Origin of the sequence: Comamonas sediminis (assembly GCF_041107495.1) — a bacterium.
Taxonomy (GTDB): domain Bacteria; phylum Pseudomonadota; class Gammaproteobacteria; order Burkholderiales; family Burkholderiaceae_C; genus Comamonas; species Comamonas sediminis.
In genome coordinates, this window is record NZ_JBGBDC010000001.1 from 740,408 (window position 1) to 754,119 (window position 13,712).

Here is a 13,712-nt window from a genome sequence, read left to right on the forward strand (position 1 = left end):
GACCACCTGCCCGGCCTGGCCGCCGGGCTTGAAGGAGAGCCATCTTGTTTCGTTCCCGTCTGCCGTTGTCTACTGCCATCTGGCTGGCCATTGGCGTGGCCGCCCCTGGTCTCGCGCTGGCGGCGTCGGCAGACCAGTTGCCCGATATCCGCCATACGGTCGTCAGCGGCGACACGCTTGAAGGCGTGGCCCAGCGCTATCTGAAGGACCCGCAGCAGTGGCGCGCCGTCGGCACGCTCAATGGCGTCAAGGATCCATTGCGGCTGCGGGTGGGCTCGGTCATCGTCATTCCTGCCCACATGGTGGGCTACCAGGAAGTGACGATCACCCATGTCAAGGGTGTTGCACGCGTGCGCTCGCCGCAGTCCGGCAGCGACTGGCAGAGCGCAGCGTCGGGCACGATCCTGACCGAGGGCGATGAGCTGCAGGTGCCTGCGGGCAGCTATGTGAGCCTGCGCTTTGCCGATGGCAGCTCGGTGCGCATCAATGAGAACTCGCAGCTCAAGCTCAGCGAGCTGCGCAAGAACAGCCGCACCGACGAGCAGCAGTCGGTGCTCGATCTGAGCCAGGGCGGTCTGGAATCCCATGTGACGCCCGTGGTGGACCAGCGCCGCAAGCGCAAGTTCGAGATCAAGACGCCGATGGCCACCACCAGCGTGCGCGGCACGGTGTTCTCGGTCAGCGTGACGGATTCCGGCAAGGCCATCACCGCCGTCGACAAGGGCGTGGTGCAGGTGCAAGGTTACACGGCAAAGCGCCAGCCGGCGCAGCAGGCCCTGGTACCGGCGGGATCGGGTGTGGCAGTGCAGGCAAGCGGCCAGGTGGGCACGCCGGTGGCCCTGCTGGAGGCACCCAGCCTGGAGCGCAACCCCGCCGTTTTTGAAGACGCCAATTTTCTGACGCTGCAAGTGGGCGAGGTGCCGGGTGCTCGGCAGTATGCCGTGCTGCTGGCACTCGACGCGGATCTGTCCCGCGTGATCCTGCGCCAAAGCCATGCCAGCCCCAGCTTCCGATTCGAGGCCGTACCGGACGGCACCTACTACCTGAGTGCACGCGCCCTCGACGCGCAGGACATACCAGGCAAGCCGGCGGTGCAGACCATCAAGGTCAAGGCGACTCCCATCCCGCCGCTCTATTCCAGCCCTGCCCCGGATGGCTTGATCGGTTTGTCCGATGGCGAGCTGCTCTGCACCGAGGGCGGCTCGGGCATTGCGGGCTACCGCATCCAGGTCTCTGCCAGCCGGGATTTCTCGCAACCCTTGCAGGACTCCGGCGTGGTGGACAACTGCCAGGCCAGCGTGACCGGCCTGGGCGAGGGCCACTATTTCTGGCGTGCGGCCAGCGTGCGCCGGCTGGCGGACGGCAGCCTGGACCAAGGCCCGTTTGCGCAGCCACAGGCTTTCAAGACCGGCAGCAACCCGGCGGTACTGGGCGCCGATGCGCTGAATGCGGCAGAGCCCAGCGCCCCGAACCTGCTGCAGCTGTCCTGGCCGGCCGAGCCCAACCAGCGTTTCAACCTGCAGCTGGCCAAAGACGAATCCTTTGCCAGCCCGCTGGCCAGCACGCAGCTCGACCAGCCGCAGTGGACATCGGACCCCCTGGTCGCGGGCGACTACTATGTGCGCATCCAGGTGCTGGACCCTTCGGGCCTCAAGAGCCGCTACTCCGATCCGCGCAAGCTCACCGTCGAGCCCTCGGTCGTCACCGGCGCGGGTACCGTCCTCAGAACCGGTGAAGGCAAAGCTGTTCTCAGCCCGCGCTAAGGGTACGCTGATCTGGACAGCGCCCCTGACGGTGCGCTGTCCGCATTCACTGAACCGCCCATGGCCGCTCCCTCTTTCTCATTGAGCCGGACCCAGCTGCGCTGGCTGGAGTGGCTGACGCTGTCTGCGCTGCTGCTGGGCCTCGTGGCCTGGGCCAGCCTGCGCGAGCAGCCCCGTGTCATCAACACCTTTGTGCAGGACATCACCGGCTGGCTCAGCGCGCCTGTGCCCCGCGATGACATCGTCATCGTTGCGATTGACGATGCGAGCCTGCAAAGCGTGGGCCGCTGGCCGTGGCGCCGCTCCGTGCATGCGCAGCTGATAGATCGCATCGCCGCCCAGCACCCCAAGGCCCTGGGCGTGGACGTGCTGTTCAGCGAGCCCGACCTGCAGCACCCTGAGGACGATGTCCAGCTGGCGCAGGCGATTGCGCAGGCAGGCCATGTCGTGCTGCCGGTGGACTGGCGCATGGCCAATGTGGACATCGGCGCCGAACTGCCGCTCGCCCGCCTGCGCGAGGCGGCGCGCCAGCTCGGGCATGTGAACGTCACCGTCGATGACGACGGAGTGATACGCCGCTACTCCGGGGCGCAAGGCGAGGACACCGGGCCCTGGCCCCATTTCAGCATTGCCATGCTGTGTGCCAGCGGCCAGAGCCATGCGCTGTGCCAGGGCACGCGCCCCCCCGAGCCCGGAGAGCAGTGGGTGCAGCGCTCGCCCGAGATCTTCAACTTTGCCCGAGGAGACCGGCCCTACACCATGTACTCGGCCGAAGATGTGCTGACCGGACGCATACCCGCCGACAGCTTTCGCGGCAAGTATGTGCTGCTGGGCGCCACCGCCTCGGGCCTGGGCGATTACTTTGCCAGCCCCGCGCGGCCCGCATCGCGGCATATCGCGGGCGTGGAGCTGATCGCCCATGCGCTCGACTCCCAGCTGTCCAACCAGCATGTGCATGCCGTATCGCTGAGGAGCAATATGGCCGTCAACCTGGCCGCGATTGTGCTGGCGCTGCTGGCCATTGCACTGCTGGGGCCGATGGCCGGCCTGCTGGCGCAGATGACCGTGGCTGCGGGCCTGCTGGCGCTGTGCCTGGCACTGCGCAGCTGGGCCGGCTTGCAGCTGGCGCCCGGGGCGGCACTGGTGGGCCTGCTGGTCATCTACCCGATCTGGAGCTGGCGGCGCCTCAGTGCGGCCGCCCGTTTCCTGCAGCAGGAGATGCACAACCTGCGCGCTGCGCTGGACACCACCAGCGCCCCGCAGCGCAATGGCCTGCTGATGGACGACTTTCTGGAGCGGCGCATCAAGGCGGTGGAGACCGCCACCGACACCTTGCGCCAGATGCACGGCTTTGTGCGCGATACGCTGCGCCAGATCCCCTCGCCTACGTTTGTGGTCGATCCGTTGGGCATGGTCAGCCTGCACAATGCCGCCGCCGTGCGCTACCTGCAGAACCTGGGCGTGCCCAGCCAGGGGTTGATCGCGATCCAGTCGGCGCTGCAGGGCATGCGCACCAAGGACTCGGGCCAGGTGCTGTCGTTTGCCAGCGCCGAGCAGCTGCGCGCCCTGCCGCCCGAGTGCGAGGTGCTCGACCGCGAGGACCACCCCTGGCTGCTGCTGGCCGAGGCCTTTCGTGCGCCGGCGCCTGCGGGCTGGCTGTTGATGCTGGTGGACCTGACCGAGCTGCACAAGGCGCAGCAGCAGCGCGACCAGGCGCTGCGTTTCATCTCGCATGATTTCCGCTCACCCCAGTCCTCGATCATCACCTTGCTGGAGATGTACAAGGAATTCCCCGGCCAGATGAGCGAGGCCGAGCTGCACCGCAAGATCAACCGCCTGGCGCACCAGTCGCTGGAGATGGCCGAGAGCTTTGTCCAGCTCGCCTCGGCCCAGTCGCAGGCCATGCAGCCGCAGCTGCTCAACCTCGATGTATTGCTGCAAGAAGCCGTTGACGACTGCTGGGCCAAGGCCTCGGAGAAGAAAATCCAGGCACGCTACCTGCCCGGAGCGCTGGAGGCCGCCGAGACCGACATCGTCTGCGTCGGAGACCGGTCCTTGCTGCAGCGCTGCTTTGTCAACCTGCTGGGCAACGCGATCAAGTACAGCCCCAGCGGCACGGTGGTGGAGGCCAGCATTGCCGATGATGGCGAGTACTGGCAGGTGGAAGTGCGCGACCAGGGCTTTGGCATGACGCAGGAGCAGCTGGACAAGCTCTTTCAGCCGTTCCAGCGCTTCCACCAGAACAGCCAGCCGCAGATCTCGGGCATCGGCCTGGGCCTGAGCTTTGTGCAGACGGTGGTGCTGCGCCACCAGGGTTTTGTCAGTGTCACCAGCGGGGTCAACGAGGGCTCGTGCTTCAGCCTGCACATTCCGAAGGCGCCGGCCACCTACCCAGGCGTGCAGCAGCCGCAGTCCTAGCCGCTTGGGTCCTGGGGCCTGGGCTCAGTGCAGTTCTTTGCCCCGGAGTTCCGGGATCAGCCACACCGTCGCCAGCGCATCGAGCACATAGATGGCAGCCAGCAGGCCAATGGCCATCTGGAACGAATACTGGGCCGCAATGGCGCCGATCACCACCGGACCTGCGCCACCGACGGCGCGGCCAATGTTGAACAGCACATTCTGGGCGGTGGCCCGGGCCTCGGTCGGGTAGGCCTCGCTCATCAAGGCGCCAAAGCCGCCCATCATGCCGTTGACGAACATGCCCATCACGGCACCGGCCCAGAGCATGGTGAGGGGGTCGTTGAGCTGCGAGTAGAACAGCACCATCAGCGCCGCCCCCGCCTGGAACAGCAGAAAGCTCGGCTTGCGGCCGATGCGGTCGGCCAGTTGGCCAAAGATCCAGATGCCGGCCATCATGCCCAGGATGGTGACGGCGGTCCACAGCGCGGACTTGGTCAGGTTGAAGCCCAGCTTGTTGGCCAGGAAGGCGGGCATCCAGATCATGATGCCGTAGTAGCCAAAGTTCTGCACCGAGGTGAGCACGGCAATGCCGACGCTGATGCGGGTGGTGGCGCGGTCCTTGACCAGCAGCTTGAAGCACTGCAGCACGGACTGCTTTTTCTCCTGGCTGCGCACAAACACCTCGGGCTCATGCAGACGGTTGCGGATGAACCAGGCCACAAAGGCCGGAATCACGCCCACCAGGAACATGCCGCGCCAGCCGATATAGGGCAGCAGCAATGGCGTCAGCAAGGCGGCGCCCAATACCCCCACCTGCCAGCCCAGCGCCACATAGGATGAGACACGCGCCCGGTAGCGCGCCGGCCAGGCCTCCGCCGCCAGCGCCATGCCAATGCCGAACTCGCCGCCCAGGCCGATACCGGCGATGGTGCGGTAGACCAGCAGGTCCCAGTAACCCTGCGCAAACGCACACAGCCCGGTAAACACGGCAAACAGCACGATGGTCCAGGTCAGCACGCGGATGCGGCCATAGCGGTCGCTGAGCATGCCAAACACGATGCCGCCCACGACAGCGCCGATCAAGGTCCAGGTGACCAGCGATCCGGCCTGCGCCGTAGTCAGCCCCAGGTCCTCACGGATGGCGCTGAGCATGAAGCCCAGGATCAGCAGGTCAAAACCGTCCATGGCGTAGCCCACGGCCGAACCAGCCAAGGCCTTCCAGCCATAGCGGTTGACGGTATCGGAAGAGGAGGAGGCAGTGCCTGTAGCGGCAGACCCGGCAGCGGATGAAGACATGAAATGCGCTTTGTAGTAGGTTTTATGACCGCTGCGCGCACAAAAATGCCGCACGGATGGCGGCATGGTTGCTCAGCAGCGGGCGCTATTGTGCGCGATATCTATACGCTCTGCGTAGGGCCTGCCCAGTCCACATATTGACTAGTCGGTAAAAAATGGGGCGTTGGGCGCCCCACCTTCAGGCCAGGAACAGCTCCTGCAGATCGCTCAGAAAGTCGAATCCACGCTCTGTGGGGGTGACTTTCTGGAAATCCAGCTTGATCAGCCCCTTGGCCTCGGCCTCGTGCAAGGCCTTGGCGATGGCGCTGAGCGGCAGGCCCGTGCGGTCCAGGTAATCCTGCAGTGCAAAGCCCTCGCGCAGGCGCAGCGCATTGAGCATGAACTCGAACGGCAGATCGGCGCGCTTGACCTCGTCGTCCTGCGCCAGCGCATTCCCCTGCAGCGCCTGGGCCATGTAGCGGGCCGGATCACGCAGCCGCACCTGGCGCACCACGCGGTGGGCAAAGCTCAGCTTGCTGTGGGCGCCCGCCCCAATGCCCAGGTAATCACCAAACAGCCAGTAGTTGCTGTTGTGCACGCAGGCATGGCCCGGCTTGGCATAGGCCGACACCTCGTAGCGCTGCATGCCGGCCTGCGCGGTGCGCGCCGTGATCTGGTCCAGCATCGCATAGGCCACATCGTCCTCCGGAACGGCCGGCGGGTACTTGGCAAAAAAGGTGTTGGGCTCGATGGTCAGGTGGTAGATCGAGATGTGCGGCGGCGCAAAGCCCAGCGCCGTATCCAGGTCCCGCGCGAGGTCCTGGGCAGTCTGGCCCGGCAGCGCATACATGATGTCCAGGTTGAAGGTCTCGAAGCTGCTGGCGGCCTCTTCAACCGCTGCCATTGCCTGCGCGCCGTTGTGCACGCGGCCGATGGCTTCCAGAAAGCGGTCGTCAAAGCTCTGCACGCCAATCGACAGACGGGTGATGCCCGCACCGCGAAACGCCCGGAAGCGGTCTTTCTCGAAAGTGCCGGGGTTGGCCTCCATCGTGATCTCGCAACCGGCCTCCACACGCAGACGCGCACGAATGGCCGAGATCAGGCGGTCAATCGATTCCGGCGAAAACAGGCTGGGTGTGCCGCCCCCCAGAAAAATGCTGTGGATGCTGCGCCCCCAGATGAGCGGCAAGGCCTGCTCCAGGTCGGCAATCAGCGCATCGATGTAGCGCTCTTCGGGCACCGCATGGCGGCCGTCCCGCGCCTCATGCGAATTGAAATCGCAGTACGGGCATTTCTTGATGCACCAGGGCAGATGCACATACAGCGACAGCGGCGGCAGGCTGGGCAACTGCAAGGTGCCCGGGCGCATGTAGTGCTGGATATCGCGCTGCACCACCTGCTCTGGCGCTTGCGCCGATTGCAGCGGAATATGCACCGCCATCTCAGTCCTTGGGCGCCGCCGCCACCAGCGGCGTGCCGGCCAACCAGCTGTCGCGCAGCAGTGCCATCATCTGGCGCGACGAGCGGCCACGGTGGCTGTGCGCATGCTTGACCTCGGTGGCCATTTGCCCAAAGGTCATGCCCAGCTCGGGGATCAGCAGCACCGGGTCGAAGCCGAAGCCGCCCTCGCCCAGCGGCGCGGTGGTGATCTCGGCAGCCACCCGGCCCACCGCGACCAGCGGCTCCGGATCCTTGGGGTGGCGCACCGCCACCAAGGTGCTGACCATGGCCGCACGGCGGTCGGTCACGCCCTGCATCTGTTCCAGCAGCGCGCGCACATTGTTGGCATCGCTTTTCTCGTAACCGAACTGGGTGCAGTAGTAGGCGGTATCCACCCCCGGCAGACCGCCGAAGGCCGCCACGCACAGACCGGCATCATCGGCAATGGCGGGCAGGCCGGTGTGCTCGGACGCAAAGCGGGCCTTGGTCAACCCATTTTCCAGAAAGGTGCCATAAGGCTCGGGCGCTTCGCCCTGCATCAAATCGCCCTGGGGGACCAGGGTGACGCCCAGCGGCTCGAACATGGCCTGCAGTTCGGCGAGTTTGCCCGGGTTGTTGGAAGCGAGAACGATTTTCATGGATCGACACCAGCGGCCGCGGCAGGCTCACCTGCACAGCCCGCTGCTTTTTGGAGAAAAGTAAAAACAGGCATGGCGGCCTTGCGCCGCCATGCAGGACAGGCTGAATTATCGGCGGAGCGACAAAACGCAGTGCATGCCGGGCTTATGCGGCGGGCGCATCCGGCCGAGGCTCGGCCTTGCCACCGGCATCGGGCTCGAGCGGTGGCGGCAAGGTGTCACTCACCGGCTCGTCCGACTCGAAGCGCTCGGCACCGGGCATTTCCCACTCCATCGCCACTGCCGTGACGTTGTCGCTGGTGGCACCGGCCTTGCGCAAGGCCGCATCGATCAGGTCGGGGATGGCGCGGGAGACCGACTTGTTGGCCAGCTCACGCGCAATCACCGTCTCGGAGACGCTGCTCCACAGCCCGTCGGAGCACAGCATGATGCGGTCGCTGCGGTGCATCTCGGTGGGACCGGCCACATCAAAGAACGGGCGCGAAGGGCTGCCCAGGCAGGTGAACAGCACATTGCGGTTGAAGCGGTCGGGGTTGATGCTGGTCACCCCGGAACCACGCAACTCCATGTAGGAATGGTCACGGGTGCGCGCCAGCACCTTGCCACTGCGCACCAGGTACAGGCGCGAGTCGCCACAATGCACCCACCAGATATTGCCATCCTGCACCACCGAGGCCACCAACGTGGTGCGGGGCGGGTCTTCCATCTGGTTGGCGATCGCGTATTTCAGGATATTGTGGTGCGCCGACAGCAGTGCATTCTCGAGGAATTCGGCCGGGTCCTCCAGCTTGGGGCGCGCCAGACGCTGAAAATCGAGCGACACGGTCTGCAACGCCAGTTGCGCGGCCACTTCCCCTTCCGGATGCCCTCCCATGCCATCGGCCACGACAAACAGACAGGCTTCCTTGGTATAGCTATACCCCATCCTGTCTTCGTTTTTTTCCCGCCCGCCCTTGCGGCTGAGCTGGAAGACCGAGAACTTCATTTGGTTTGGCCTCCGCCCACGCGCTTTTTGGTATCGCTGACCAGCGAATCAATCGACATACGAACCTTCTCGGAGACAGTCAGTTTGGTATAGCGGCGCTCATCTTCGCGCGCCAGCTCTTTTTGCAACAGGAACACCGACTGAGGCCGGGCCTGGGGATCCAGTGCCATGCACCACTCCACCAGTTCGATCAGGTTGTCCGAGTAAACGCCGCGCACCTTGGACATGGCCAGGCTCAGGCGGTCCTTTTCCTGGCGCTTGGGTGCGTCGTTGGGCGGAATGCCCTGCATGCAGGCATAGATGCAGGCGCCAATCGCATAGATATCGGTCCAGGGGCCCAGCGCCATGTCACGGCGGTACATCTCGGGGGCGGCAAAGCCGGGCGTGTACATCGGACGGACAAAGTTGCCTTCCTTGCTCAGCACTTCGCGGGCCGCGCCAAAATCGATCATCACCGCCTTGTTGTCGTCGGTGATGAAGATGTTGGCCGGTTTGATATCGAGGTGCAGCATCTTGTGCTGGTGCACGATGCGCAGACCGCGCAGCACCTCGTCGAACAGCGAGCGGATCGTGGACTCGCGGAAGACCTTGGCTTCCTTCAGATCGCGGGCGGTCACGACGAAATCCTGCAAGGTGGCCCCTTGCAGGTAGTTCATCACCATGTAGACGGTGTCGTTCTCGCGGAAGAAGTTGTAGACACTGACGACCGAGGAGTGCGAGATCTGGGCGAGCGCGCGGCCCTCTTCAAAGAAACTCTTGAGACCCAATCGGTACAGAGACAGCTTGTCGGGCTCGATGCTCGGAGACAGCGAACCCGGCGCACGGGTGGCCAGGCTGGACGGCAAATACTCCTTGATGGCGACCTGCTGGCCATCGGGCGCCAGCGCCAGATAGACCACCCCGAACCCCCCTGCCGATATGCGCCGCACGATACGGTAGCCACCGATGACGGTATTGGCTGGCAGCGGCGCTGGCTTTACTTTTGACATAGTTTGATGAACAACGCAGGTATATGAGAAGCCTGATAATGAGCGCGATTGCAAGCAACCTCATACAGTCCTATGCCAGTTTACAGCATGACAGGCTATGCCTCTGTTCAGCAAAGCATCCCACCTGACGGTGACAACAATGCTCCCTCCCTCTGGCGCGTCGGACTGGAAATTCGCTCGGTTAACAGCCGTTTTCTCGATTTATCTTTTAAGCTTCCGGAAGACCTCAGAAGCTGCGAACCTCAGTTACGCTCTCTGGTAGATAATAGTCTGAAGCGTGGCAAGGTGGAAGTGCGGGTACTGATCAACAGTGAACACGCGTCCAGCGTGCCGGTCGCATCGCCCCGCCTGCTGCAGCAGCTGGGCAGCTTCCAGGACACCGTCAAGGCCTGGATGCCGGCAGCCCAGCCCTTCTCTGTCGCAGAAGTGCTACGCCTGAGCGGCAGCGGCAGCATCGAGTTGCCCGAGAACTGGGCTGAGAACGTGGCCGCGCTGTGCCAGCAAGCCCTCAAGACCCTGCTCGACGCCCGCCAGCGCGAAGGCAAGCGGCTCGCCGACATGCTCCAAGACCGCATCAAGCAGCTGCGCCAGCTGGCCGACCAGGCCGAGCCGCTGATTCCCGAACTGGTCAAGCAGCAAAAGCAGCGCTTTTTGGAGCGCTGGCAAGAAGCGATGGCGCTGAGCGCCGGCAGCGTCTCACCCGAAGCGGCCCAGGATCGTGCGCTGACCGAGGCCACGTCTTTTGCGATCCGCATCGATGTCGCAGAAGAAGTGACACGCCTGCGCTCGCACCTGGAAGAGATCAGCCGTCTGCTGACCAAGGGTGGTGATATCGGCAAGCGCCTCGACTTCCTGATCCAGGAGCTGCACCGCGAGGCCAACACCTTGGGCTCCAAATCTGCAGCGCTGGACCTGACCCGCATCAGCGTCGACATGAAGGTGCTGATCGAGCAGATGCGCGAACAAGTGCAAAACATCGAATAAGAAGCCAGAACTCCCATGGAATACCCCGGAAACCTCTTTGTCGTCTCTGCCCCCAGCGGTGCAGGCAAGTCGTCCCTCGTCAAGGCCCTGCTGGAGCTCGACTCCCAGGTCTTTCGCTCCATCTCCCACACCACGCGCTCGCCGCGCGGCCAGGAAAAGCACGGCCGCGAGTACTACTTCGCCTCACGCGACGATTTCGAGCGGATGATTGCCTCCAACGCGTTTGTCGAGTGGGCCAATGTGCATGGCAATTTGTACGGCACCTCCAAGAAGGCGATCGAAGAGCGCCTGGCCAAGGGCACCGATATCGTGCTGGAGATCGACTACCAGGGCGCTTTGCAGATCAAGCAAAGCTTTCCCCATGCCGTGTTGATCTTCATCCTGCCGCCCAGCTGGGAAGAGCTGCGCTCGCGGCTCGAGAACCGCGGCGAGGATGCCTCCGATGTCATCGAAAAGCGCCTCACGAACGCCAAAGAGGAGATGGCCCAGGTCCACAAATTCGACTTCGTTATAATTAATGAATTGTTCGAACGCGCGCTGTTCGATTTGAAGGCCGTTGTACATTCACAACGCTTGCGCTATTCGGCCCAAAAGCGCGTTCGCAGCGAAATTTTCTCGTCACTCGACATCCCTGTTACCCTGGAGAACTCCTGATGGCCCGCATCACCGTAGAAGACTGCCTCGATAAAGTCCCCAACCGCTTCCAACTGGTTCTGGCCGCTACCTACCGTGCGCGCATGCTGAGCCAGGGCCACACCCCCAAGATTGAAAGCCGGAACAAGCCAGCCGTCACCGCGCTGCGCGAAATTGCCGCCGGCAAGGTGGGCCTGGAAATGCTGAAGAAGGTTCCGGGCTAAGCCCCTGCACCTTGCGCCAAATGGCACCGAATGTCGGTGCCATTTTTCTTGGTATTCACACAAATTTGTCATCGCACGCTACAGTTAAGGCGTGAAGTCCGTGACCATCCCCTCCGCACCTGCCCAAGTCTCTGGCGTCATCGCTACCGCCGCAGCCAAGCCTGCCATGTCGTATCCGGTCGTGGTGAGTGCCTACGCCGAATTTTTGGAGAAGCTCGACTACCTCGGTGAGGCCGACCTGGCCCTGGTCGAGGAAGCATTCGAGTTTGCCGCCCAGGCCCATACCGGCCAGTTCCGCAGCAGCGGTGATCCCTACATCACCCACCCGATTGCGGTGGCGGAAATCTGCGCGAGCTGGAAGCTCGACGCCCAGGCGCTGATGGCGGCGCTGATGCATGACGCGATGGAAGACTGCGGCGTCACCCGCGATGACATTGCCCGCCAGTTTGGCGACACGGTGGCCGAGCTGGTCGATGGCCTGACCAAGCTGGACAAGCTCCAGTTCAACTCGCGCGAAGAGAACCAGGCCGAATCATTCCGCAAGATGCTGCTGGCGATGGCGCGCGATGTGCGCGTCATTCTCGTCAAGCTCGCCGACCGCACGCACAACATGCGCACGATGTCCGACATGCCGCGCAGCAAGTGGGGCCGCATCTCGACCGAGACCATGGAAATCCATGTGCCGATCGCCAACCGCCTGGGCATCAACCGGGTCTACCGCGAGCTGCAGGACCTGGCCTTCAAGCACCTCTACCCCTGGCGCCATGACACCCTGGTCAAGGCGCAGGGCCGCTCGCGCAACCGGCGCAAGGATGTGGTCCAGAAGATCCATGCCGAGGTCGATTCGGCCTTTGCCAAGTCCGGTATCAAGATTCGCCTGGGCAACCAGGAAAAAACGCTTTACGCCATCTACAAGAAGATGGATGGCAAGCGCCTGTCGTTCGCACAGGTGACCGACTCCTACGCGGTGCGCGTCATCGTGCCCAACCTCATCGACTGCTATACCGCGCTGGGCGTGCTGCACCAGGTCTTCCGCCCGGTGCCTTCCAAATTCCGCGACTACATCGCCAACCCCAAATCGAACGGCTACCAGTCGCTGCACACCACCCTGGTCGGCCCCTCGGGCGTGAGCATGGATTTCCAGATCCGCACCGAGGACATGAACCTGGTCGACGAATACGGCGTGCTCACCCACTGGATGATCCAGGCGCGGGCCATGCCCAATGGCGAGCAGCCGGGCAACAAATGGGTGCAATCGCTGCTCGACATCCAGGACGAGACCCGCGACGCCCATGAGTTCTGGGACAACGTGCGGGTGGACCTGTTCCCCGACTCGGTCTATGTGTTCACGCCGAAGAACCAGATGCTCACCCTGCCCCGGGGCGCGACCGTGCTGGACTTCGCCTACGCCATCCACAGCAATGTCGGCGAGCGCACACAGGGCGCACGCATCAACAACGAACAGGTGCCGCTGAGCACGGTGCTCAAGAGCGGCGATGTGGTGGAGGTATCGACCTCGCCCGATGCAGCGCCCCACCCTTCGTGGCTGTCCATCGTGCGCACCGGCCGGGCCAAATCCAAGATCCGCTATTACCTCAAGACCCAGGGCCAGAATGAAACCGCTGCGCTGGGCGAGCGCCTGCTGCTGCAAGCGCTGCGCGCCGAAGGCATCCCCCAGCTTCCCGAGGACAAGGCCGTCTGGGAACGTCTGCTGACGCGCCTGGAGGCACGCAACAAGGTCGAGTTGTTCAACGACATCGGCCAAGGCAAGCGCATTGCGGTGTTTGCCGCCAAGCAGGTGGTGGACCTGCTGGCCGAGCAAGGCCAGCGCCCCGATGCGGTGCTGCTGAGCCAGGAGCGTTTCAAAACCGGCACCAGCACGACCACGACTGCCCTGGTGCTCGACGGCTCGCCCAATGCTGCGGTCAAGTACGCCAAATGCTGCCGCCCGGTGCCGGGAGACCCGATTGCCGCCCACCTCGACCGCAATGCCGGCCTCGTGGTGCACAACGCGCAATGCGCCGTCTGCAAGCGCCTGCTGGCCAAGGATGCCGAGCATTTTGTCGATGTGGAGTGGGCCGATGAACCGGCCAGCGAGTTCGATACCGGCGTCGTGGTCACGATCAACAATGGCAAGGGAGTGCTGGGCAAGATTGCGGCAGAGATCGCGGCAATGGGCTCGGACATCACCCACATCACGATGGACGACGAAGTGGCGATGGACACGATGGCGCTGCGCTTTGTGCTGACCGTCAGGGACCGCGCGCAGGTGGAGCTGCTGCTGCGCCAGCTGGTCAAGCTGCCGTATGTGCTGCGGGCACACCGGGTGCTGCCGGCCGCCTGATGGAGGCCCGGCAACGTTCGGGACGCTCTCGCCACAA

General features: G+C 63.9%; 11 protein-coding genes. 6 read left to right on the top strand and 5 right to left on the bottom strand.

Features of this window, described 5'->3' with window-relative positions; translation table 11 throughout:
• Positions 1-44 precede the first annotated feature (44 nt).
• Together AB7A72_RS03280 and AB7A72_RS03285 are read left to right on the top strand one after the other, a co-directional pair.
• Entirely contained in the window at positions 45-1,763 is a 1,719-nt protein-coding gene (locus tag AB7A72_RS03280) for a FecR domain-containing protein (RefSeq protein WP_369458986.1), read from the top strand.
• Positions 1,764-1,823: 60 nt separating this feature from the next.
• On the top strand, positions 1,824-4,181 hold the full coding sequence (locus AB7A72_RS03285) for a CHASE2 domain-containing protein (RefSeq protein WP_369458987.1): 2,358 nt from the start codon (positions 1,824-1,826) through the stop codon (positions 4,179-4,181).
• Positions 4,182-4,205: 24 nt separating this feature from the next.
• Here AB7A72_RS03285 and AB7A72_RS03290 read toward each other — a convergent pair whose 3' ends face one another.
• From AB7A72_RS03290 to AB7A72_RS03310, 5 genes are all read right to left on the bottom strand, one after another.
• Positions 4,206-5,348: an MFS transporter gene (locus AB7A72_RS03290; protein WP_407064948.1), complete on the bottom strand. Its 1,143-nt coding sequence runs from the start codon at positions 5,346-5,348 to the stop codon at positions 4,206-4,208.
• Between the two features lie 289 nt (positions 5,349-5,637).
• On the bottom strand, positions 5,638-6,879 hold the full coding sequence (gene hemW / locus AB7A72_RS03295) for a radical SAM family heme chaperone HemW (RefSeq protein WP_239811081.1): 1,242 nt from the start codon (positions 6,877-6,879) through the stop codon (positions 5,638-5,640).
• 1 nt (position 6,880) lies between these two features.
• Entirely contained in the window at positions 6,881-7,516 is a 636-nt protein-coding gene (locus tag AB7A72_RS03300; RefSeq protein ID WP_369458989.1) for a non-canonical purine NTP pyrophosphatase, read from the bottom strand.
• Positions 7,517-7,661: 145 nt separating this feature from the next.
• Positions 7,662-8,501: a PP2C family protein-serine/threonine phosphatase gene (locus AB7A72_RS03305; protein ID WP_239811079.1), complete on the bottom strand. Its 840-nt coding sequence runs from the start codon at positions 8,499-8,501 to the stop codon at positions 7,662-7,664.
• Positions 8,498-9,490: a serine/threonine protein kinase gene (locus tag AB7A72_RS03310; protein WP_239811078.1), complete on the bottom strand. Its 993-nt coding sequence runs from the start codon at positions 9,488-9,490 to the stop codon at positions 8,498-8,500. Before AB7A72_RS03310 ends, AB7A72_RS03305 begins: the two co-directional genes overlap by 4 nt.
• Positions 9,491-9,562: 72 nt before the next feature.
• On the opposite strand from AB7A72_RS03310, the gene AB7A72_RS03315 reads away from it, so the two are divergent.
• The 4 genes from AB7A72_RS03315 to AB7A72_RS03330 all read left to right on the top strand — a co-directional run bounded on the left by AB7A72_RS03315 (position 9,563) and on the right by AB7A72_RS03330 (position 13,675).
• The gene (locus AB7A72_RS03315) at positions 9,563-10,474 is read left to right on the top strand and encodes a YicC/YloC family endoribonuclease (protein WP_239811077.1); all 912 of its coding nucleotides are present in this window, start codon (positions 9,563-9,565) and stop codon (positions 10,472-10,474) included.
• Positions 10,475-10,489: 15 nt separating this feature from the next.
• Positions 10,490-11,128 carry a guanylate kinase gene (gene gmk / locus AB7A72_RS03320; protein WP_239811076.1) on the top strand — a complete coding sequence of 213 codons (639 nt, stop codon included), beginning with the start codon at positions 10,490-10,492 and terminating at the stop codon, positions 11,126-11,128.
• Positions 11,128-11,331 carry a DNA-directed RNA polymerase subunit omega gene (gene rpoZ / locus AB7A72_RS03325; RefSeq protein WP_239811075.1) on the top strand — a complete coding sequence of 68 codons (204 nt, stop codon included), beginning with the start codon at positions 11,128-11,130 and terminating at the stop codon, positions 11,329-11,331. Before gmk ends, rpoZ begins: the two co-directional genes overlap by 1 nt.
• Positions 11,332-11,422: 91 nt before the next feature.
• Positions 11,423-13,675: a RelA/SpoT family protein gene (locus AB7A72_RS03330; RefSeq protein ID WP_394680123.1), complete on the top strand. Its 2,253-nt coding sequence runs from the start codon at positions 11,423-11,425 to the stop codon at positions 13,673-13,675.
• Positions 13,676-13,712 lie beyond the last annotated feature (37 nt).